The 21092-nt window shown below is 64.8% G+C and carries 18 protein-coding genes; 5 read left to right on the top strand and 13 right to left on the bottom strand.

Annotated elements, in window-relative coordinates:
• Positions 1-68 precede the first annotated feature (68 nt).
• Positions 69-977, top strand: a complete 909-nt coding sequence (locus DNK59_RS30320) for a sugar kinase (RefSeq protein ID WP_110725688.1) — start codon at positions 69-71, stop codon at positions 975-977.
• A gap of 47 nt (positions 978-1024) precedes the next feature.
• On the opposite strand, the gene DNK59_RS30315 is transcribed toward DNK59_RS30320, so the two are convergent.
• The 13 genes from DNK59_RS30315 to DNK59_RS32210 form a co-directional block, all read right to left on the bottom strand.
• Positions 1025-1300 carry a peptidylprolyl isomerase gene (locus DNK59_RS30315; protein WP_011061856.1) on the bottom strand — a complete coding sequence of 92 codons (276 nt, stop codon included), beginning with the start codon at positions 1298-1300 and terminating at the stop codon, positions 1025-1027.
• Between the two features lie 51 nt (positions 1301-1351).
• On the bottom strand, positions 1352-3892 hold the full coding sequence (locus tag DNK59_RS30310; protein WP_110725687.1) for a PAS domain-containing sensor histidine kinase: 2541 nt from the start codon (positions 3890-3892) through the stop codon (positions 1352-1354).
• A 242-nt stretch (positions 3893-4134) separates the two neighbouring features.
• Positions 4135-6090, bottom strand: a complete 1956-nt coding sequence (locus DNK59_RS30305) for an acetoacetate--CoA ligase (protein WP_110725686.1) — start codon at positions 6088-6090, stop codon at positions 4135-4137.
• A 197-nt stretch (positions 6091-6287) separates the two neighbouring features.
• Positions 6288-7061 (bottom strand): 3-hydroxybutyrate dehydrogenase, encoded by a 774-nt coding sequence (hbdH, locus tag DNK59_RS30300; RefSeq protein ID WP_110725685.1) that lies wholly within the window; start codon positions 7059-7061, stop codon positions 6288-6290.
• 7 nt (positions 7062-7068) lie between these two features.
• Positions 7069-8460 (bottom strand): GntP family permease, encoded by a 1392-nt coding sequence (locus tag DNK59_RS30295; RefSeq protein WP_110725684.1) that lies wholly within the window; start codon positions 8458-8460, stop codon positions 7069-7071.
• A gap of 320 nt (positions 8461-8780) precedes the next feature.
• A complete protein-coding gene (locus DNK59_RS30290; RefSeq protein WP_110725683.1) occupies positions 8781-10199 on the bottom strand; it encodes a sigma-54-dependent Fis family transcriptional regulator in 1419 nt (472 codons plus the stop codon).
• A gap of 141 nt (positions 10200-10340) precedes the next feature.
• Positions 10341-11915 (bottom strand): ABC transporter ATP-binding protein, encoded by a 1575-nt coding sequence (locus DNK59_RS30285; RefSeq protein WP_110725682.1) that lies wholly within the window; start codon positions 11913-11915, stop codon positions 10341-10343.
• 14 nt (positions 11916-11929) lie between these two features.
• Positions 11930-12952: an ABC transporter permease gene (locus tag DNK59_RS30280; RefSeq protein WP_110725681.1), complete on the bottom strand. Its 1023-nt coding sequence runs from the start codon at positions 12950-12952 to the stop codon at positions 11930-11932.
• Positions 12952-14013 carry a microcin C ABC transporter permease YejB gene (locus DNK59_RS30275; RefSeq protein WP_060839897.1) on the bottom strand — a complete coding sequence of 354 codons (1062 nt, stop codon included), beginning with the start codon at positions 14011-14013 and terminating at the stop codon, positions 12952-12954. Before DNK59_RS30275 ends, DNK59_RS30280 begins: the two co-directional genes overlap by 1 nt.
• Entirely contained in the window at positions 14013-15875 is a 1863-nt protein-coding gene (locus DNK59_RS30270) for an extracellular solute-binding protein (protein ID WP_110725680.1), read from the bottom strand. Before DNK59_RS30270 ends, DNK59_RS30275 begins: the two co-directional genes overlap by 1 nt.
• Positions 15876-16006: 131 nt before the next feature.
• On the bottom strand, positions 16007-16288 hold the full coding sequence (locus tag DNK59_RS30265; RefSeq protein WP_007924449.1) for a peptidylprolyl isomerase: 282 nt from the start codon (positions 16286-16288) through the stop codon (positions 16007-16009).
• A gap of 194 nt (positions 16289-16482) precedes the next feature.
• The gene (locus DNK59_RS30260) at positions 16483-17574 is read right to left on the bottom strand and encodes a 3-deoxy-7-phosphoheptulonate synthase (RefSeq protein ID WP_110725679.1); all 1092 of its coding nucleotides are present in this window, start codon (positions 17572-17574) and stop codon (positions 16483-16485) included.
• 347 nt (positions 17575-17921) lie between these two features.
• On the bottom strand, positions 17922-18056 hold the full coding sequence (locus DNK59_RS32210) for a hypothetical protein (protein ID WP_016968530.1): 135 nt from the start codon (positions 18054-18056) through the stop codon (positions 17922-17924).
• 159 nt (positions 18057-18215) lie between these two features.
• On the opposite strand from DNK59_RS32210, the gene DNK59_RS30255 reads away from it, so the two are divergent.
• The 4 genes from DNK59_RS30255 to uvrC form a co-directional block, all read left to right on the top strand.
• Positions 18216-18971 carry a carbon-nitrogen hydrolase family protein gene (locus DNK59_RS30255; protein WP_110725678.1) on the top strand — a complete coding sequence of 252 codons (756 nt, stop codon included), beginning with the start codon at positions 18216-18218 and terminating at the stop codon, positions 18969-18971.
• Positions 18971-19423 (top strand): GNAT family N-acetyltransferase, encoded by a 453-nt coding sequence (locus DNK59_RS30250; RefSeq protein ID WP_092313882.1) that lies wholly within the window; start codon positions 18971-18973, stop codon positions 19421-19423. The genes DNK59_RS30255 and DNK59_RS30250 overlap by 1 nt, the downstream gene beginning before the upstream one ends.
• Positions 19424-19594: 171 nt before the next feature.
• A complete protein-coding gene (uvrY, locus tag DNK59_RS30245) occupies positions 19595-20236 on the top strand; it encodes a UvrY/SirA/GacA family response regulator transcription factor (RefSeq protein ID WP_011061841.1) in 642 nt (213 codons plus the stop codon).
• A 1-nt stretch (position 20237) separates the two neighbouring features.
• The coding region (uvrC, locus tag DNK59_RS30240) for an excinuclease ABC subunit UvrC (RefSeq protein WP_146249950.1) at positions 20238-21092 on the top strand (855 nt) is incomplete at its 3' end.

The raw sequence follows: 21092 nt of genomic DNA, 5'->3' as shown, positions 1-21092 counted from the left end.
CCTTGGATGGGGTACAGGTCTTACGGACGCCTTCGCTGGCAAGCCAGCTCCTACAGGGGGAGATGAACATGAGTAACAAGAAACGCATTGCCGCCATCGGTGAATGCATGATCGAGTTGCAACAGCATCACGATGGCAGCCTGCAGCAGGGTTTTGGTGGCGATACCTTGAATGCGGCGGTGTATCTGTGCCGCGAACTGGGGCCGCTGGCCGAGGTGGATTACGTCACCGCCCTGGGCCTGGACAGTTTCAGCGATGCCATGTGCCAGAGCTGGGCCGAGGAAGGGATCGGCCTGGGTAAGGTCCAGCGCCTGCCGGGGCGATTGCCGGGCCTGTATTGCATCCAGACCGATGCCCGGGGAGAACGGCGCTTCTTGTACTGGCGCAATGAGGCGGCGGTACGGGACTGTTTCAACACCGCGGCGGCGGGGCCGATCCTGGCGGACCTGTGCGATTACGATGTGCTGTATTTCAGCGGCATCACCCTGGCGGTGCTGGGGGAGACGGGGCGCAAGAAGCTGATTGACCTGCTGGTGGAAGCGCGCATCCGCCGGGCGCAGATCGTGTTTGACAACAACTATCGGCCCAGGCTTTGGGCCTCGGTGGAGCAGGCGCGAGCGGCCTATCTGCAGGTGCTGGAGCATGTGGACCTGGCGCTGTTGACCCTGGAGGACGAGAAGGCGCTATTTGGCCATGACTATGCCCATGGCGTGTTTGCGGCTTACCCGAACATTGCCGAGGTGGTGATCAAGCGCGGGGCGGATTCGTGCCTGGTGCGTTGCGGCGCCGAGTGCTACGAGGTGCCGGCGCTGCCGGTGCAGCGGGTGGTGGACACCACGGCGGCGGGGGACTCGTTCAGCGCGGCTTACCTGGCCTGTCGTTTGCGCGGCGGCAGCCCGGTGCAGGCCGCAGAGGCCGGACACCGGTTGGCGAGCCGGGTGATTCAGCATCACGGGGCGTTGATTCCCCGGGATTGAACACCCGCCCCGTAGGAGGGTGGGGGGAGCGGGGTGGTTTGGCGCCGTCAGTCGCGGAAGAACACCTGCACCAGGTGATAGCCGAACTTGCTCTTGATCGGGCCATGCACGGTGCGCAGGGGCTTCTTGAAGATCACCTGGTCGATGGCGCCGACCATCTGCCCCGGACGCACTTCCCCCAGGTCGCCGCCGCGCTTGCCGGACGGGCAGGTGGAATACTTCTTGGCCAGGACGTCGAAGGCTTCGCCCTTGGCGATGCGCTGCTTGAGCTGTTCGGCTTCTTCGGCGGTTTTCACCAGGATATGGCGGGCTTGGGCTTTCATGGGCGGGTGACCTGGTAGCGGGAAATCGGCGGCCGCGGATTATGCCTGAATTCAGGCCTCGCAGCCGATCATCTGACGAATCTTCTGCGCCAGTTCTTCAATCGAAAACGGCTTGGCCAGCAGGTCCATCCCCGGCTCCAGGAAGCCCTGGCGCTCGGCGGCCATTTCCGCGTAGCCGGTCATGAACAGCACCTTGAGCCCCGGGCGCTGCTTGCGGGCGATCTCCGCCAGCTGCCGGCCGTTCATGCCCGGCAGGCCGACATCGGTCACCAGCAGATCAACGCGTGTCGGCGACTCCAGCAAGGGCAGGGCGCTGCGCGCATCTTGCGCCTCGAAGGCGCGGTAGCCCAGCTCGTTGAGCACATTGAGCACCAGCATGCGCACCGCCGGGTCGTCTTCCACCACCACCACGCTTTCCCCTGCCAGGGCCTGGGGCGCTGGCTGGCTGCCGGCCGGTTCTGCCGTTGCCGGGGGCGCGCTGTGCAGGCGCGGCAGGTACAGGCGCACGCAGGTGCCTTGGTCCGGTTCGCTGCTGATGGTCACGTGGCCGCCGGACTGCTGGGCGAAGCCATAGATCATCGACAGGCCGAGCCCAGTGCCCTGGCCGATGGGCTTGGTGGTGAAGAACGGGTCGAAGGCCTTGGCCAGGATCCGCGGGCTCATGCCGGCGCCGTTGTCGCTGACCCCGAGCATCACGTAGTCGCCGGCCTTGACCGGTTCCAGGGTGCGGATGTCGCTGCCGTCGAGGTAGCTGTTGGCCGTCTCGATCAGCAGCAAGCCGCCGTGGGGCATGGCGTCGCGGGCGTTGATCACCAGGTTGAGCAGGGCGTTTTCCAACTGGCTGGCGTCGGTGTTGACCGGCCATACATCGTCCGCCAGTTGCATCTGCAGTTGGATGTGCTCGCCCTTGGTGTGGTTGAACAGCTCGTGCAGCGAACGCACCAACTGGTTGGGGTCCAGGGGCCGGCGGTCCAGGGACTGGCGACGGGAAAAGGCCAGCAGGCGGTGGGTCAGGGAGGCGGCGCGCTTGGCCGAGGACATGGCGGCTTCGGTAAAACGGCCGATCTCCTCGCTGCGCCCGTTGTCGATGTAGCGCTGCATCAGGTCCAGGCTGCCGATGATGCCGGTGAGCATGTTGTTGAAGTCGTGGGCGATGCCGCCGGTGAGCTGGCCCACGGCTTCCATCTTCTGCGCATGGCGCAGGGCGTCTTCGGCACGCTCGCGCTCGAACATCTCGTTCTGCAGGCGCTGGTTGGCGGTGGCCAGCGCCTCGGTACGCTGGTTGACCCGTTCTTCCAGGGTTTCGTTGAGGTTGCGCAGGGCTTCTTCGGTCTGTCGGCGCTCGGTTTCATCGATGACGAAGATGTAGAAGCCGTTGATCGCGCCGTCGGCGCCGTGGCGTGGCAGGTACTTCATCAGGGCATGACGCGGACGGCCGTCGCGGTGCGGCGAATTGGCCTCGAAGCTGCACGGTTTGCCGGCCAGGGCCGCCTTGATGTTGTCGGCGCGGGTGGCGTAGATCTCGTCTCCCACCACTTCGCGGATGGTCTTGCCGTACAGCTCCTGGGGCGTCAGGCCGTACCAGTCCAGGTAGGCGCTGTTGTTCAGGCGGAAACGTTCTTCGTGGTCGACATAGCCGATCAGCACCGGCATGGCGTTGATGATCAGTTGCAGCTCGGTCTGGCTCTGGCGCAGGGCCTGCTCCATCTGCTTGCGTTCGGTCAGGTCCAGGGCGGCGCCGAGAAAGCGCGTGGGCCGGCCATGGTGATCCTTGTAGCAGCGGCCCCGGGCGAACACCCAGCGCACCTGGCCGTCGGCCAGTTGCAGGCGGTATTCCTCGGCGTATTCGCTGCCCTGGGTGATGCAGTGCTTGATGCTGCGGGCCACCGTGGCGCGGTCTTCCGGGTGCACGCCCTTGAGGTATTCACTGATCGGCAGTTGCCGCGATTGCTGCGGGTCGACGCTGTGCAGCTGGGCAAAGTGGGCGTCGGCAATGAAGCGGTCTTCGCCAATGTCCCAGTCCCAGGTGCCCACCGCGTCGGTGGCCGCCAGGGCCAGTTGCAGGCGCTCCTCGGTTTCGTGCTGGGCCCGCAGGCTGGCCTCGGAGCGCTGTTGCAGCTCCAGGGCGATGCGCCGGCGTTCGTTGGTTTCGATGGCGGTCACCAGGATCCCGGCAACGTCGCCGCGCTCGTTGCGGATCGGGCTGTAGGTCAGGTCCAGCCACAGGTCGTATTGGCTGCCGTTGCTGCGCTGCAGGCTGAAACGCTGCTCGCTGAAGCTGCGCACCTGGCCGTTGAGCACCGCGCGGTAGACCGGGTCGGTGAAGTCCATCAGCTCCGGCCAGATCAGGTGCGCCGGCTTGCCGAAGGCGTTGGGGTGCTTGTTGCCGGCCAGCAAGGCGAAGCCGTCGTTGTAGATCTGGGTCAGCTCGCCACCCCACAGCAGCAGCATCGGCATCGGCGAATGGATCACGATGTCCACCGCGGTACGCAGGCTCTGGGGCCATTGACCGGAGTGACCGAGGGCCGTGGCCGACCAGTCCAGGCGGGCAATCAGGGTGGCGGCTTCGTTGCCGGAGTGGGGGGCGTTCATGTCGGGTGTGTCCTGGGTGCAGCGGTGTTACGCGGCAAGGTCATGGGGCGCGTACTGGAAAAGTCCCATGGACATGCCGTGCATATTCAAGCGGGTGGATTGTAGGCGCTTCTGGCGCGCGCATTTTCACCCGCTTTTGCGGCAGATGACCAGTCTAGAGGGGCTGAACGGTTGTCCAGGGGGGGCAGCGAGCCGCCCCGGGCTGGTGGCATGGGCTGGAGGGCGCCGCCTGCAGGAGCGGGTCAGCTGAGCAATTCCTCACGGTCGCGGAACTGCTCCAGGGCCTCGGGGTTGGCCAGGGCGTCGGTGTTTTTCACGGCAATGCCATGCACCACGTTGCGCACCGCCAGTTCGACGATCTTGCCGCTGATTGTGCGCGGGATGTCGGTGACCGCGAGGATCTTCGCCGGTACGTGGCGCGCGGTGGTGTTGTCACGGATCACCTGGCGGATCCGTTCGCGCAGGGGTTCATCCAGCACCACGCCGTCCCGCAGGCGCACGAACAGCACCACCCGCACGTCGTGCTCCCAGCTCTGGCCGATGGCCAGGCTTTCCAGGACCTGTTCCAGTTTTTCCACCTGGCGGTAGATTTCCGCGGTGCCGATGCGCACGCCACCGGGGTTGAGCACCGCATCGGAGCGGCCGTGAATCAGCCAGCCGCCAGAGGCCAGCTGTTCGGCGTAGTCGCCCTGGGCCCAGACCCCGGGAAACAGGCTGAAGTAGGAGGCCTTGAGCTTGCTCTGGTCCGGGTCGTGCCACAGGCCCACCGGGATGCTCGGAAAGTGCCGGGTGCATACCAGTTCGCCTTTTTCGCCGATCACCGCCTGGCCCTGGTCGTTCCACACTTCGATGGCCATGCCCAGGCCCTTGCCCTGCATCTCGCCACGGCGCACCGGCTGGACCGGGTTGCCGGCGACGAAGCAGGCGACGATGTCGGTGCCGCCGGACATTGAGGCCAGGCACAGGTCGCGCTTGATCTCGCGGTACACGTAGTCGTAGCTCTGTGGCGACAGCGGCGAGCCGGTACATAGCAGGGTTTTCAGGCTGTCCAGGCGGTGGCTCTGGCGCGGCCGGCTGCCGGCCTTTTCCAGGGCCGCCAGGTACTTGGGGCTGGTGCCGAAGACGTTGATGGCTTCGCGGTCGATCAGGTCGATCAGGTGCTCGTTGGCGGGATGAAAGGGCGAGCCGTCGTAGAGCACCAGGCTGGCGCCGGTGGCCAGCGCCGACACCAGCCAGTTCCACATCATCCAGCCGCAGGTGGTGTAGTAGAACAGCCGCTCGCCGGGGCCGAGGTCGCAATGCAGGCCGTGTTCCTTGAGATGTTGCAGCAGCACCCCGCCGGTGCCGTGGACGATGCACTTGGGCACCCCGGTGGTGCCGCTGGAATAAAGGATGTACAGCGGATGGGCGAAGGGCACCGGGACGAACTCGGGCTCGCCGCCGGGGCGGTAGAAGTCGTCCCACAGGCTGACTCGGGCCGGGGTGCGGTAGTCCTCGGCCCGGGCTTGCGGACGGGCATAGGGGACGATGAGCAACTGTTCCAGGGACGGCAGGCGTTCGAGGATTTCATTGACCTTGGCGGTCTGCTCGATGTCCTTGCCGGCGTAGCGATAACCGGCGCAGGTGATCAGCACCTTGGGCTCGATCTGGCCGAAGCGGTCGATCACCCCCTGGGTGCCGAAATCCGGCGAACAGCTGGACCACACCGCGCCGAGGCTGGTGCTGGCGAGCATCGCCACCAGGGTTTGCCAGGTGTTGGGCATGCAGGCGGCGACCCGGTCGCCGAGGCCGACCCCGGCGGCGCGCAGGCTGCGTTGCAGGCCGGCGACCTGGGCCGCCAGTTCGGCGTGGGTCAGTTGTTCGCGCTGGCCGTTTTCGTTGATCGCCACCAGCGCCACTGCGTTGTCCCGGCGCTTGAGCAGGTGCTCGGCGAAGTTCAGGGTGGCGCCGGGAAACCACTGCGCGCTGGGCATCTGCGGGCCTTCGCGGAGCACGCATTGAGCAGGCTGGTGGAAGCTGACCTCGAAGAAATCGACGATCGCCTGCCAGAAGCTTTGCCGCTGGTCGATGCTCCACTGGTGCAGGGCGGGGTAGTCGTGAAGATTCAGGCCGTGACGCTGGTTGATGAAGCGGCGAAAGGCATCCATCCGCGTCTTGCCGATGCGCTCGGCGCTGGGTTGCCAGAGAATGTCGGACATGCAAGGCCTCTATTTATTCTTATGTTGGGGGGCTCTGTCGCTGTTTGTGGCGAGGGAGCTTGCTCCCGCTGGGGCGCGCAGCGGCCCTGAAACCAGGCAACCGAGATTCAACTCCAAAACACGGTCGTCTGGTTTGCGACCGCTGCGCGGCCGAACGGGAGCAAGCTCCCTCGCCACAGAAAGGGGCATGGGCCTGTTTACTGCGCCAGCCAGCCGCCGTCGATGTTCCAGGCCGCGCCACGCACTTGGGCGCCGGCTTCGCTGCACAAAAATAGCACCAGTTCCCCCAACTGCGATGGGGTGACGAACTCCAGGGACGGCTGTTTTTCCGCCAGCAGGTCATGCTGGGCCTGTTGCGGGTCGGTGCCCGCCGCGACGCGATCGTCGATCTGCTTCTGCACCAGCGGGGTCAGCACCCAGCCGGGGCAGATGGCGTTGCAGGTGACGTTGCTGGTGGCGGTTTCCAGGCCCACCACCTTGGTCAGGCCGATCACCCCATGCTTGGCGGCGACGTAGGCGGCCTTGCCCACGGAACCGACCTGGCCGTGCACCGAGGCGATGTTGACGATCCGCCCCCAGCCCTTGGCGCGCATTCCCGGCAGCCCCAGGCGGGTGCTGTGAAACACCGACGACAGGTTGATGGCGATGATCGAATCCCAGCGCTCCACGGGGAACTCCTCCACCGCCGCCACGTGCTGGATACCGGCGTTGTTGACCAGGATATCGACGCCGCCGAATTCCCGTTCGGCGTAGGCGAACAGCTCGGCGATCTGCGCCGGGTCGCTGACGTCCGCCGGGTGATGGCCCACCTGGCCGCCGAATTGCCCGACCTCGGCGATCGCCTTCGAGGCGTCGCCAAAGCCGTTGAGAATCAGCTTGGCCCCGGCCTTGGCCAGGACCAGGGCGATGCCCAGGCCAATGCCGCTGGTGGAACCGGTGACCAGGGCGGTCTTGCCAGAAAGAATGCTCATGAATACCTCACACGATGCCGGTGGCGTAGAAAGTGGCGATGACGACGAATACCGCCAGGGTCTTGATCAGGGTGATGCAGAAAATGTCCTTGTAGGCCTCGCGGTGGGTCAGCCCGGTGACCGCCAGCAGGGTGATCACCGCACCGTTGTGCGGCAGGGTGTCCATGCCGCCGCTGGCCATGGACGCCACCCGGTGCAGCACTTCCAGGGGGATGTTGGCGGCGTGGGCGGCGCTGATGAAGCTTTCGGACATGGCCGCCAGGGCGATGCTCATGCCTCCCGAGGCGGAGCCGGTGATGCCCGCCAGCAGGGTTACGGTAATGGCTTCGTTGACCAGCGGATTGGGTATGCTCTTGAGCCAGTCGGCCAGCACCAGGAAGCCTGGCAGGGAGGCGATCACCGCCCCGAACCCGTATTCCGAAGCGGTGTTCATCGCTGCCAGCAAGGCACCGCTGACCGCGCTCTTGCTGCCCTCGGCGAGCTTGCTGCGAATCGCCGAGAAGCCGCACACCAGCACCATCAGGATGCCCACCAGCAAGGCCGCCTGCACCGCCCAGATAGCGGTGAGCTTGGCGATTTCGCTGGTTACCGGCGCGGCCATGCCCGGCAGGCTGAGGCTGTGGGTCTTGCCGTACCACTGGGGAATCCAGTGGGTGAACAGCAGGTTCATGATGCCCACCAGCAGCAGCGGCGACAGCGCCAGCCAGGGGTTGGGCAGCTTCAGGTCTGGGGCGGTTTCCGGTTCGTTGCGCAGTTCGGTGCCGTAGCCTTCACCGGCCTTCTGCGCCTTGTTGCGCTGGCGCTGGAGGAACAGCATGCCGGCGCAGAACACGAACACCGTGCCGATCACCCCCAGCCAGGGCGCGGCCCAGGCGGTGGTGTTGAAGAAGGTACTGGGGATGATGTTCTGGATCTGCGGGGTGCCGGGCAGGGCGTCCATGGTGAAGGAGAAGGCGCCCAGGGCGATGGTCGCCGGGATCAGCCGCTTGGGGATGTTGCTCTGGCGGAACATTTCGGCGGCGAACGGGTAGACCGCGAACACCACCACGAACAGCGAGACGCCGCCGTAGGTCAGCAGGGCGCAGACCAGCACGATCACCAGCATCGCCTGGCGGGTGCCGAGCAGGCGGATCGCGGCGGCGACGATGGAACGCGAGAAGCCCGACAGTTCGATCAGCTTGCCGAACACCGCGCCGAGCAGGAACACCGGGAAATACAGTTTGATGAAGCCGACCATCTTCTCCATGAACACCCCGGTAAAGGCGGGCGCCACGGCGGACGGGTCGGTGAGCAGCACCGCGCCGAGGGCGGCAATCGGGGCAAAGAGGATGACGCTGTAGCCACGGTAGGCCGCCAGCATCAGCAGCGCCAGGGCTGCCAAGGCAATGATCACACTCATGGTGTGTCTCTCCAGGATTGTTATTGTTGTCGGGTGTTGCGTGTGGAGAGCGGTTTAGCGAGAACTGTGCCATGTAGTTAACTTATTGAAATATAAGTACTTTTTAGATATTCCAAATATGATTTATCCAGATATTCTCTTATTTGAGACAGTGTGGCGAGGGAGCTTGCTCCCGCTGGAGTGCGTAGCACTCCTCATACTGGCCACCAGGTGGCCTCAGAAAGACCGCAATTACTGGGTTTTTGGCCACTACGCGGCCCAGCGGGAGCAAGCTCCCTCGCCACAAAAGCGCTTGTCTCTAAAAATGGATTTGTGTCTCTTTATTGAGATTCGGCAATCCCCAAGGCCGCCATTTTCTTGTACAGCGTCGAGCGCCCCAGCCCCAGGCGCCGGGCCGCTTCGTCCACCTTGCCGGCGCATTGCGCCAGGGTGGCGCTGATCAGTTGCCGGTCGAAACGCTCCCGGGCCGCGGCGAAGGTTTCCTGGCTCGGCGACTCGGCCGCCAGCGGGGCCGCATTGCGCTGCGCCGGGCTGAAGTTGCCGATTGCCGCGCGAATGTCCGCGGCATTGAGTATCAGGTCATCGCTGAGCAGTGCCGCCCGTTCCAGCACGTTGCGCAGTTCGCGGATATTGCCCGGCCAGGCGTGTTGCGCCAGCAGGGCCAGGGCCTCTTGATCCAGTTCATGCTGGCTGCGCAGGTCTTCGAGAATCCCTTCGCTCAGGGCTGGCAGGTCGTCCAGGCGCTCGCGCAGGGCCGGCACCTGGATCGGCAGCACGTTGAGCCGGTAGTAGAGGTCGGCGCGGAACTCGCCACGCTTGATCGCCGCTTCCAGGTCGGTGGAGGTGGCGGCGATGATCCGCACGTCGCTGTGGATCACTTCGTTGGAGCCCACCGGTTCGAACTCCTTCTCTTGCAGCACCCGCAGCAGCTTGCTTTGCAGGGGCAGGGGCATGTCGCCGATTTCATCGAGGAACAGGCTGCCGCCCTGGGCGATCTGCAACTTGCCGGCACGGCCCTTGCGGTCGGCGCCGGTGAAGGCGCCGGGGGCGGTGCCGAAGAACTCCGCCTCCAACAGGGCTTCGGGAATCGCCGCGCTGTTGATGCTGACAAAGGGCTTGTGGGCCCGGGGCGAGGCAGCATGAATGGCCTGGGCCAGCAGTTCCTTGCCGGTGCCGGTTTCACCTTGCAGCAGGATCGGCGACTCGGCGCTGGCCCCACGGCGGGCACGGCGCTTGACCTCCAGGCTGGCGGCGCTGGTGCCGATGAAATGGGCGAAGTTGTACTTGGTCTGCCGGGCCCGCAACAGGGAGCGAGTGGAGGCCAGTTCTTCCTGCATGCTCAGGTAGCGCTTGAGCATCGGCGACAGGCTGCGCAGTTCGTCGAACAGGGCGAAGCCGATGGCGCCGATCACCGTGCCGGCGGCGTCGTGGATCGGCAGGCGCATCACCACCAGCGGTTCCTTGGGGGTGTCCTGCATGTCCAGCAGGATCGGGCGACCGCTGCGTACCACTTCCCGCAGCAGGCTGCCGGGGATCACGCTTTCGCAGGGTTTGCCGATGGCGAAGGCGGCGGACTCCAGGCCGAAGCGCCGGGCGTAGCGCTCGTTCATCCAGACGATATTGGCGTCGCGGTCGACGATCACCGTGCCTTCACTGGACTGCTCGATGATCTCGAACAGCGAGCGGATCGCCAGTTGGCGCACACGCTGGTAATCCTTGAGGCTTTCGCTGTCGTTCATGGCGGCATCCTGAAAATGGGCGCCAGGGATTATGCCCGATTTGACGTCGCCGGCTTGCCGGCGAAGGGGGCTTTGGGTTGGGCGGCGATCTTGCGGGTGTCTTCGCTGGCAAGCCAGTTCCTACAGGGGGGGAGTTGCGGGTCAGCTGGGGTGGGCGGCGGCCAGCAGCTCCTGGGTGTAGGGGTGCTGCGGGTTGTCGAAGACTTCATGGCTGGCGCCGCGCTCCACCACCTGGCCGTCCTTGATGACGATCATGTCGTGGGCCAGGGCCCGTATCACCGCCAGGTCATGGCTGATGAACAGGTAGGTCAAACCGTACTTTTCCTGCAGTTGGCGCAGCAGGGCCACCACTTGTTTCTGTACGGTGCGGTCCAGGGCCGAGGTCGGTTCGTCCAGCAGGATCAGCGCCGGCTTGAGTACCAGGGCCCGGGCAATGGCGATGCGCTGGCGCTGGCCGCCGGAAAACTCGTGGGGGTAGCGGTGGCGGCTGTCGGGATCGAGGCCGACTTCCTCCAGGGCGCGGATCACCTGTTCATCGCACTGGCGGGCATCGTACTGGCTGTGCACTTCCAGGCCTTCGCTGATGATCTGCGCCACCGACATGCGCGGGCTGAGGCTGCCGAAGGGGTCTTGGAACACTACCTGCATCTGCTTGCGCCAGGGCCGCAGTTGCTTCTGGTCGAGGCCATCCAGGGCCTGGCCCTGGAAGCGGATGCTGCCCCGGGAATCCAGCAAGCGCAGGATCGCTTGGCCCAGGGTCGACTTGCCCGAGCCGGACTCGCCGACGATGCCCAGGGTCTTGCCTTGCTCCACGCTGAGGCTGATGTCGTCCACCGCTCGCAGGTAGTCTTTGCGCCGGAACAGGCCGCCGCCGATCTGGAATTCGACGCTGAGCCGATCCACTTCCAGCACGGTTTCCCGGCTGTCGCGGCACAACGGCCGGCCTTCGGGCTCGGCGTGCAGCAGTTCGCAGCTGTAGGGATGTTGCGGGGCGTTGAACAGGGTGTCGCAGTCGGCTTGTTCGACGATTTCCCCGGCCTTCATCACGCACACCCTTTGGGCGATGCGTCGTACCAGGTTGAGGTCGTGGCTGATCAGCAGCAGGGACATGCCCAGGCGCTGCTGCAGGGATTTGAGCAGCAGCAGGATCTTGCGCTGCACCGTCACGTCCAGGGCCGTGGTGGGTTCGTCGGCGATCAGCAGTTCCGGCTCGCAGGCCAGGGCCATGGCGATCATCACCCGCTGGCGCTGGCCGCCGGAGAGCTGGTGCGGGTAGGCCTTGAGCCGTTCCCGGGGTTTCTGGATGCCCACCAGTTCCAGCAGTTCAAGGATTCGCGCCTGGGCCTGTTTGCCGCCCAGGCCGCGATGCAGCAGCAGGGTTTCGCCGATCTGCTTCTCCACGCTGTGCAGCGGGTTGAGGGAGGTCATGGGCTCCTGGAAGATCATGGCAATGCGGTTGCCCCGCAGCTTTTGCAGGGTCGCAGGATCGCTGCCCATCAGTTCCTGGCCACGGTAGCGCACGCTGCCGGAACTGTTGCAGCCGGTCTGCGGCAACAGTTGCAGGATCGAGTGGGCGGTCACCGACTTGCCCGAACCGGACTCGCCTACCAGGGCCAGGCATTCGCCGGGGCGGATGTCCAGGCTCAGGTCGCGGACCACGGTCTGGGCGCCGAAGGCCACGTTGAGCTGGCGGATTTCGATGAGGTTGTCAGTCATGTCTAGAGTCCGCTTCAAGATCGTGGATCAAAGGCATCGCGCAACGCTTCGCCGATAAACACCAGCAGCGAGAGGATCAGCGCCAGGGTGAAAAACGCCGTCAGCCCGAGCCACGGCGCCTGCAGGTTCTGCTTGCCCTGGCCGATCAGCTCGCCCAGGGAAGCGCTGCCGGCGGGCATGCCGAAGCCGAGGAAGTCCAGGGCGGTGAGGGTCGAGATGGCGCCAGTGAGGATGAACGGCAGGTAGCTCAGGGTGGCGTTCATGGCATTGGGCAGGATGTGCCGCAGAATCACCTTGCGGTCGCTCAGGCCCAGGGCCCGGGCGGCCTTGACGTATTCCAGGTTGCGCCCACGCAGGAACTCGGCGCGCACCACGTCCACCAGGGCCAGCCAGGAGAACAGCGCCATGATTCCCAGCAACCACCAGAAGTTCGGCTCGACAAAGCCCGAGAGGATGATCAGCAGGTAGAGCACCGGCAACCCGGACCAGACTTCCAGCAGGCGCTGGCCCAAAAGGTCGACCCAGCCACCGTAATAGCCTTGCAGGGCGCCGGCGGCGATGCCGATCAGGGCGCTGATGGCGGTCAGCGCCAGGGCGAACAGGATCGACACCCGGGCGCCGTAGATCACCCGCGCGGCCACGTCCCGGGCCTGGTCGTCAGTGCCCAGCCAGTTGACCTGGCTCGGCGGGCTGGGGGCCGGCTGGGCCAGATCGTAGTTGGGCGTGTCTTCGCTGAAGGGGATCGGCGGGAACAGCAGCCAGCCACCGTCCTTGCGGATCAGTTGCTGCACGTAGTCGCTGCGGTAGTCGGCCTGGAACGGCAGCTGGCCGCCGAACTCCTGCTCGGTGTAGCGCTTGAACACCGGGAAATACAGCGAGCCCTGGTAGCTGACCACCAGCGGCTTGTCGTTGGCGATCAGCTCGCCACCCAGTGTCAGGATGAACAGGCCGATGAACAGCCACAGCGACCACCAGCCGCGGCGATTCTGCTTGAAGCGGTCCAGGCGCCGGCGGGCCACGGGAGAAAGCTTGAGCATCAGGCGTTCCTCGCGGCGAAGTCGATGCGTGGGTCGACCAGGGTGTAGCACAGGTCGCCGATGAGTTTTATCAAGAGGCCGAACAGGGTGAAGATGAACAGCGAGCCGAACACCACCGGGTAGTCCCGGGACACCGCGGCCTCGTAGCTCATGCGCCCCAGGCCGTCGAGGGAGAAGATCACCTCGATCAGCAGGGAGCCGGCGAAGAACACGCTGATGAAGGCCTGGGGAATGCCCGACACCACCAGCAGCATGGCGTTGCGAAATACATGCCCATACAGCACCCGGCGTTCGCTCAGGCCCTTGGCCCGGGCGGTGACCACGTACTGGCGGGTGATCTCGTTGAGGAAGGAGTTCTTGGTGAGGATGGTCAGGGTGGCGAAGCCGCCGATCACCAGGGAGCTCACCGGCAGCACCAGGTGCCAGAAGTAGTCGGCGACCTTGCCCAGGGTGCTCAGTTGCTCGAAGTTGTCCGACACCAGCCCGCGCACCGGGAACCAGTTCAGCGAGGTGCCGCCGGCGAACAGCACGATCAGAAACATGGCGAACAGGAAGGCCGGCATGGCGTAGCCGATGATGATCGCGGTGCTGCTCCAGATGTCGAAGTGGCTGCCGTGGTGCACCGCCTTGCGAATCCCCAGGGGGATCGACACCAGGTAGGTGATCAGGGTCGCCCAGAGGCCGAGGGAGATGGTCACCGGCATTTTTTCCAGGATCAGGTCGGTGACCGTGGCGCCGCGGAAGAAGCTCTTGCCGAAGTCCAGCCGGGCGTAGCTTTTGAGCATCAGCCACAGGCGTTCATGGGCCGGCTTGTCGAAGCCGTACTGTTTCTCGATGTCCTGGATCAGCTTGGGATCGAGGCCGCGGCTGGCTCGCGAGCCGCTGCTGCTCATGGCATCGGCGGAGCCGCCGACCGCGCCGCCGCCGATCCCTTGCAGGCGGGCGATGGCCTGTTCCACCGGGCCGCCGGGAGCGGCCTGGACGATGACGAAGTTCACCAGGAGGATGATCAGCAGGGTCGGAATGATCAGCAGCAGGCGTCGCAGGATATAGGCCGGCATCAGTGGCGCCCTCCGGGTTGGCCACGGCGGATCAGCTCGGCGGCCATCTGTTCATTGGTCAGCGCGGTGCTGCTGACTTCCCACCAGCTTTCGATGGCTTCGTCGTTGCTCGCCGGCACCTTGGGCTTGCCGAAGCGGTTCCACCACACCGTGGAGGTGCCGGGCGGGTAGTAGTTGGCGATCCAGTAGTAGTTCCACTGCAGCACCCGGTCCAGGGCGTGGGCATAGCGCAGCATCTCCGGCTGGCTGGTGGCTTTCACCAGGCCGTTGAGCAGGCTGTCCACCGCCGGGTTCTTGAGCACCATGTAGTTGTTGGAGCCGGGGTCGTTGGCCGCGGCCGAGCCGAAGTAGTTGTACAGCTCCATGCCCGGCGAGGTGGTCACCGGGTAGCCGGTGACGATCATGTCGTAGTCCCGGGCCATCAGGCGGTTGACGTATTGCGAAGGGTCGATGCGGCGGATGTTCAGGCTGATGCCGATCTGCGCCAGGTTGCGCTTGTAGGGCAGCAGCAGGCGTTCGATGGAGCCCTGGGTGATGAGGAAGGTGAAGCTCAGGGGCTCGCCTTCGGCATTCACCAGCTTGTCGCCATCGGCTTTCCAGCCGGCCTGTTCCAGCAGGGCCAGGGCCTGCAGTTGCTTGTCGCGGATGACTCCGCTGCCGTCGGTCTTCGGTGCTTCGAAGACCTGGGTGAAGACTTCGTCGGGGATCTGCCCGCGCAGCGGTTCGAGGATTTTCAGCTCTTCGGCGTCCGGCAGGCTGCGGGCTGCCAGGGAGGTGTTGGAGAAGAAGCTCTGCTGGCGGATGTACAGGTTGCGCATCATCTGCCGGTTGCTCCATTCGAAATCCCAGAGCATGGCCAGGGCCTGGCGTACCCGGCGGTCCTGGAACGCCGGTCGGTCGAGGTTGAACACGTAGCCCTGGGCCGGTTGCGGCGCCGACTGGGCCAGGTGGGCCTTCTGCAGGCGGCCGTCACTCAGGGCCGGGCTGTCGTAGCCGATGGAATAGCCGGTGGCGGAGAACTCGCGGTTGTAGTCGTAGGCGCCACCGCGCAGCACTTGCCGGGCGACGTCGATATCGCCGAAGTACTCGACACTGAAATGATCGAAGTTGTACAGGCCGCGGCTCACCGGCAGGTCCTTGCCCCACCAGTCGGGGTTGCGGGCGAAGGTGATGCTGTTGCCCGAATCCACCTTGGCCACCCGATAGGGACCGCTGCCCAGGGGCGCTTCATAGCCGCCGCCTGCGGCGAAGTCGCGACTCTTCCACCAGTGTTCGGGGAACACTGGCAGGGTCGCGATATCCAGGGGCAGGGTGCGGTTTTCGTTGCTCTTGAAGTCGAAACGCACCACCCGCGGCGATTCCACGGTGACGCCTTTGACGTCCTCGAACTGGGTGCGGTAGCGCATGCTGCCCTGGGTCATCAGCAGGTCGTAGCTGTAGCGCACGTCTTCGGCGGTGATCGGTGTGTTATCGGCGAAGCGGGCCTTGGGGTTGAGGTAGAAGCGCAGCCACAGGCCGTCTTCGGCGCGCTCCATCTTTTCTGCCACCAGGCCGTAGACGGTGTAGGGCTCGTCCAGGGAGCGCAGGGCCAGGGGCGAATAGACCAGGCCGTCGAGCTGGGAGACGCCGATGCCCTTGTCTATATAAGGCAGCACATGGTCGAAACGGCCGATCTCGATGGCCGAGCGGCGCAGGGTTCCGCCCTTGGGGGCCTGGGGGTTGACGTAGTCGAAGTGGCTGAAGCCCTGGGGATACTTGGCTGGTTCGCCGTAGACGGTCATGGCGTGTTGCGGTGCCGCCTGGGCGCCCGAGGCTCCGAGCAGCAGCGCGGTGAACAGTACGGAGGGGAAAAGCAGTCGCATTGTCAGCCTTACGAGCCGGGTGATCGATGACCACGATTTGTACGCTAGCGGCCTGTGACTGGCCAGCCGCTTCTACAAGCGCAACGGCCCACCAGGAGGCGGGCCGTTGAGCAGACGCAAGCGCGAGGGGATCAGTCCTGGCGGCTGGTGACTTCCAGCAGGTGGTAGCCAAACTGGGTCTTCACCGGGCCTTGCACCACGTTGACCGGGGCGCTGAACACCACGGTGTCGAATTCCTTGACCATCTGGCCCGGGCCGAAGGAGCCCAGGTTGCCGCCGTCGCGGCTGGACGGGCAGGTGGAGTTCTTTTTCGCGACTTCGGCGAAGTCGGCGCCGGCTTCGATCTCGGCTTTGAGTTCGTTGCACTTGGCTTCGCTGGCAACCAGGATGTGACGGGCAGTGGCTTTGGCCATGGGTGTTGCTCCTTTCAAGAAAGTTGAGAGCCTACCGGATTCAGGTGGCTATTTCTTGTCAAAGTTCCTGCAAAGCGTTGCCGCCCGGCGGGTGTTGCAGGAGCCGGCTTGCCGGCGAAGAGGCCTTTGGAGCGGGCGGTGCTCTTGGTGACGTCTTCGCTGGCGAGCCAGCTCCTACAGGGGGCGGGCGGTGCTCAGGCGGGGACGGCAGCGACCTTGTCTGCCTGCTGCAGTTGTTGCGCGGCAGTGCGCAGCAGTTGCTCGGTGGCGGCCCAGCCCAGGCAGCCGTCGGTCACCGAAACGCCGTAGCGCAGCTGACCGCTCAGGGGCTGGCAGCCTTCGAACAGGTGGCTTTCCAGCATCACGCCCATCAGCGAGCGATCGCCCTGCAGGCGTTGCTCCAGCACTTCGTTGAACACTGCCGGCTGGCGCAACGGGTCCTTGCCGCTGTTGGCGTGGCTGCAATCGACCATGATCCGCGCCGGGATCTTCAGTTTGTGCAGGTCGCGCTGGACCTGGGCCACGCTCTGGCGATCGTAGTTCGGGCCGCTGTGGCCGCCGCGCAGTACCAGGTGGGTGTCGGGGTTGCCCGGGGTCTGGATGACTGCCGGGTGGCCCTGGCTGTCGACGCCGAAGTGACGGTGCGGGTGCGCCGCCGAGCGCATGGCGTCACAGGCGATGGCGACGCCGCCGTCGGTGCCGTTCTTGAAGCCCACGGGCATCTCCAGGCCGCTGGCCATTTCCCGGTGGATCTGCGACTCGGTGGTGCGGGCGCCAATGGCCACCCAGCTCAGCAGGTCGTCGAAGTAGCCGGCGGCCATGGGTTGCAGCAGTTCAGTGGCGATCGGCAGGCCCAGGCGCAGCATCTCGCGCATCAGGTCCCGGGACAGGCTCAGGCCAGCGGCCATGTCGTCGCTGCCATCCAGGCGCGGGTCGTAGGCCAGGCCTTTCCAGCCGACGGTGGTGCGGGGCTTTTCCACGTAGGCGCGCATCACCAGGAACATCTGCTCGCTCACCTCTTCGGCCAGACGGGCCAGGTTGGCGGCGTATTCCAGGGCCGATTGCGGGTCGTGGATGGAGCAGGGGCCGACCACCACCAGTAGGCGTGGGTCGCGACCTTCGAGAATGGCGCGCACCGCCTGGCGGTGGCTGGCAACTTGCTGGCTCAAGGCCTGGGACAGCGGCAGTTGCTGCTTGAGCTCGAGGGAGCTGGGCAGGCGCCGGGTCAGGGGTTCATTGGCGCTGACTTGGGCGGACAGGGGCAAAGCGGATACGGACGAGTTCATGTGCGGTCTTCCTGGGCGGGCGGCGGGTGATGTCCCGCGCGCGGCCCTACTGGGGTGTTCGACAATTGGCCGTACTGGCCATCAGTGTGCAATTGCCACCGGTAGGTGACCGATCGGAGGCGGCAGGCTGTCCCGAGCGGAGGCTGCTAAATCGCCAGGCGGAAAACATGTCGTAGCGGTAATAGGTGGCGTAGTTCATGGGGCAATCCTCGGTAAGTTCGGTGTGTTGCGTAAAAGTCGTGGTTGAAAACGTTGTGCCGGAAAAAACAAAACCCCCGGTCGGGAGGCCGACCGGGGGTTGAGATTTCTCTGGTAGGCGACCCGTCAAAGTGGGCGCCGGTTGGGTATCAGGCGCGCCAGTGGCTAAACCAATACCCAAAATAAAAGTTGACCGGAGCCAGAGTGCCGTTGACCCAGGCAGCCGCGACCGAGCGCAGTGCGCTGGCGGTGTGGCGATGCAGGGAAAGGGTCTGGGACAGCATGGGGTTTCTCCGTGAAGTGGGGCGAGCTTACTAGAGGCCAGGGCCGCGATTCAATCAGTAATTTCTATGGGTGCGGTTGTCTCGGGTGATGGATTAAGCGGCGCCAGGATTTATGCCACACTCGCCGCTCTCCCCTCGTTGCCTCGCCAAGGAATCTCCATGACCGTGCTGACCCTCGCTGCCGCCCAATCGGTGTCCATTGCTGGCGACTGGCTGGGGAATCTCGCCCGGCATCAGCATCTGATGCGGCTGGCGGCGCAGCAGGGGGTGCAGGTCCTGGTGTTTCCCGAGCTGTCCCTGACCGGTTATGAGCCACAGCTGGCCGCACAACTGGCGCTGGCCCCGGATGCCCCGCAGCTGCAGCCGTTGCGGGACCTGGCCCGGGAGCTGCGGCTGACGGCGGTGGTGGGCTTGCCGATTCGCCTGGTCGAGGACGGGCCGGTGCTGATCGGGGCGCTGGTGCTGGCAGCCGACGGCTCGTTGGCGCTGTACAGCAAGCAGCATCTGCATGCCGGGGAGGAGCGCTTTTTTGCCCCCGGCACTGGCGGGGCGCCGCTGCAACTGGCAGAGGCAAGGTTGGCCCTGGCGGTGTGTGCGGATTTTTGCCATGCCAGTCATGTCCAGGCCGCAGTGGCGGCCGGTGCCGACATCTATGCCGCCGGAGTGCTGATCAGCGAGGGTGGTTATGCCGCCGACAGTGCGTTGTTGCAGGGTTATGCCCGGGAGCACGGCATTGTGCTGTTGATGGCCAATCATGGCGGTCCCAGCGGGGGTTGGGCCTGTGCCGGGCGTAGCGCGATCTGGGGTCCTGACGGCCAGTTGCTGGGCGCCGTGGAGGGGGTTGGCGAAGCGCTGCTGATTGCCCGCTGTGTTGCCGGGCAATGGCGGGCCCAGGTTGTGCCGGTGGCCGGCTGATGAATGCGCTGCAATTGCGCCCGGCGTCAGCGGCCGACCTGGCCTTCGCCCGGGACCTGACCCGCTCGACCATGCTCGGCTACTACATCCGCAATGATCTGCTATGGCTCGATGAGGCTTTCGATGTGGCCTGGGCCGGTCGCGAGAACCTGTTGATCTGCCAGGCAGACGAGGTGCTGGGCTATGTCAGCCTGAGTCGGGACCTGCGGGCCCTTTATATTCGTGAATTGCATGTGCAGCAGGCATGGCGCGGGCGTGGGGTTGGCGCCTGGACCCTGGCGCGGCTGCTGGAGCGGGCGCGTCAGGAGCACCTTGGGCTGTTGCGCCTGACGGTGTTCAAGGGCAACCCGGCACAGCGCCTGTACCAGCGGATGGGTTTGAAGGTGGTGGGGGAGGAGGAGTGTTTCTGGCGTATGGAGCGTCCTACTGTCGCAGGCGCCGATCCTGGGTAGCGGGCCCCGGGCTGTCGGGGCCTGAAGGTGCCAGGCCGTCCGCGGTCGGGCAGGCGCTGTCGCTTTATCGCTCGCCGATGAATTTTATATAGCGCTTGTGATTAGGTTTGTACGTCGCTTTTTTGCTAAGGTGTCCGGCAACCTTTAAAGACCAAATCGCGAGGTGTCTGCTTGATTAGGGTGCTAGTAGTCGATGACCATGATCTCGTTCGTACGGGCATTACACGAATGTTGGCTGACATCGATGGCCTGCAAGTAGTCGGGCAGGCGGAGTCAGGGGAAGAATCCCTGCTCAAGGCGCGGGAGCTGAAGCCCGACGTCGTCCTGATGGACGTCAAGATGCCCGGGATCGGAGGTCTTGAAGCCACGCGCAAACTGCTGCGCAGCCATCCGGACATCAAGGTCGTGGCGGTGACTGTCTGCGAAGAGGATCCGTTCCCGACACGCCTGCTGCAAGCCGGCGCGGCGGGCTACCTCACCAAGGGCGCGGGCCTCAACGAAATGGTCCAGGCGATTCGCCTGGTATTTGCCGGTCAGCGTTACATCAGCCCGCAGATTGCCCAGCAACTGGTCTTCAAATCGTTTCAGCCTTCCAGCGACTCGCCGTTCGACGCTTTGTCCGAGCGTGAGATTCAGATCGCGCTGATGATTGTCGGCTGCCAGAAAGTGCAGATCATCTCCGACAAGCTGTGTCTGTCGCCGAAAACCGTGAACACCTATCGCTATCGTATTTTCGAGAAGCTTTCGATCAGCAGCGATGTCGAGCTGACGCTGCTGGCGGTTCGTCATGGCATGGTCGATGCCAGCCTCTGAAATGACCGACCTGTTTGATCCCAGCGCTTTTCTTTCTACCTGCAGTGGCCGTCCTGGCGTGTATCGCATGTTCGACAGCGATGCACGCTTGCTGTACGTCGGTAAAGCCAAGAACCTGAAAAACCGCCTGTCCAGCTACTTCCGCAAGACCGGCCAGGCACCGAAGACCGCCGCCCTGGTGGCGCGTATCGCCCAGATCGAAACCACCATCACCGCCAACGAAACCGAAGCACTGCTGCTGGAGCAGACGCTGATCAAGGAATGGCGGCCGCCCTACAACATTCTGCTGCGCGACGATAAATCATATCCCTATGTGTTCCTTTCGGACGGTGATTTTCCGCGATTCAGCATCCATCGTGGGGCGAAGAAGCAGAAGGGCAAGTACTTCGGCCCTTACCCCAGCGCCGGCGCGATCCGCGAAAGCCTCAGCCTGTTGCAGAAGACCTTCATGGTTCGCCAGTGCGAGGACAGCTACTACAAGAACCGTACCCGACCCTGCCTGCAGTATCAGATCAAGCGCTGCAAGGGGCCTTGCGTAGGCCTGGTGGAGCCTGAAGTGTATGCCGAGGACGTGCGCCACTCGGTGATGTTCCTGGAAGGGCGCAGCAATGCCCTGACCGATGAACTCTCCAGCGCCATGGAAGCGGCGGCTGCCGCCCTGGATTTTGAAAAGGCCGCCGAACTGCGGGACCAGATCTCCCTGCTGCGCCGGGTCCAGGACCAGCAGAGCATGGAAGGCGGCACCGGCGATGTGGATGTGGTGGCCGCCTTCGTCAACCCGGGCGGTGCCTGCGTGCACCTGATCAGCGTGCGGGGCGGGCGGGTGCTGGGCAGCAAGACCTTCTTCCCCCAGGTG

Origin of the sequence: Pseudomonas sp. TKO26 (assembly GCF_003225665.1) — a bacterium.
Taxonomy (GTDB): domain Bacteria; phylum Pseudomonadota; class Gammaproteobacteria; order Pseudomonadales; family Pseudomonadaceae; genus Aquipseudomonas; species Aquipseudomonas saponiphila.
This window is presented reverse-complemented; position numbering and strand designations above follow the sequence as displayed.

Coding starts and splice junctions, on each gene's coding strand:
- DNK59_RS30270 (WP_110725680.1), bottom strand. CDS start 15,875: ATGCGACTGCTTTTCCCCTCCGTACTGTTCACCGCGCTGCTGCTCGGA.
- DNK59_RS30290 (WP_110725683.1), bottom strand. CDS start 10,199: ATGAACGACAGCGAAAGCCTCAAGGATTACCAGCGTGTGCGCCAACTG.
- DNK59_RS30255 (WP_110725678.1), top strand. CDS start 18,216: ATGACCGTGCTGACCCTCGCTGCCGCCCAATCGGTGTCCATTGCTGGC.
- DNK59_RS30315 (WP_011061856.1), bottom strand. CDS start 1,300: ATGAAAGCCCAAGCCCGCCATATCCTGGTGAAAACCGCCGAAGAAGCC.
- hbdH (WP_110725685.1), bottom strand. CDS start 7,061: ATGAGCATTCTTTCTGGCAAGACCGCCCTGGTCACCGGTTCCACCAGC.
- DNK59_RS30285 (WP_110725682.1), bottom strand. CDS start 11,915: ATGACTGACAACCTCATCGAAATCCGCCAGCTCAACGTGGCCTTCGGC.
- DNK59_RS30265 (WP_007924449.1), bottom strand. CDS start 16,288: ATGGCCAAAGCCACTGCCCGTCACATCCTGGTTGCCAGCGAAGCCAAG.
- DNK59_RS30320 (WP_110725688.1), top strand. CDS start 69: ATGAGTAACAAGAAACGCATTGCCGCCATCGGTGAATGCATGATCGAG.
- DNK59_RS30275 (WP_060839897.1), bottom strand. CDS start 14,013: ATGCCGGCCTATATCCTGCGACGCCTGCTGCTGATCATTCCGACCCTG.
- DNK59_RS30250 (WP_092313882.1), top strand. CDS start 18,971: ATGAATGCGCTGCAATTGCGCCCGGCGTCAGCGGCCGACCTGGCCTTC.
- DNK59_RS30260 (WP_110725679.1), bottom strand. CDS start 17,574: ATGAACTCGTCCGTATCCGCTTTGCCCCTGTCCGCCCAAGTCAGCGCC.
- DNK59_RS30310 (WP_110725687.1), bottom strand. CDS start 3,892: ATGAACGCCCCCCACTCCGGCAACGAAGCCGCCACCCTGATTGCCCGC.
- DNK59_RS32210 (WP_016968530.1), bottom strand. CDS start 18,056: ATGCTGTCCCAGACCCTTTCCCTGCATCGCCACACCGCCAGCGCACTG.
- DNK59_RS30305 (WP_110725686.1), bottom strand. CDS start 6,090: ATGTCCGACATTCTCTGGCAACCCAGCGCCGAGCGCATCGGCAAGACG.
- DNK59_RS30280 (WP_110725681.1), bottom strand. CDS start 12,952: ATGCTCAAGCTTTCTCCCGTGGCCCGCCGGCGCCTGGACCGCTTCAAG.
- DNK59_RS30295 (WP_110725684.1), bottom strand. CDS start 8,460: ATGAGTGTGATCATTGCCTTGGCAGCCCTGGCGCTGCTGATGCTGGCG.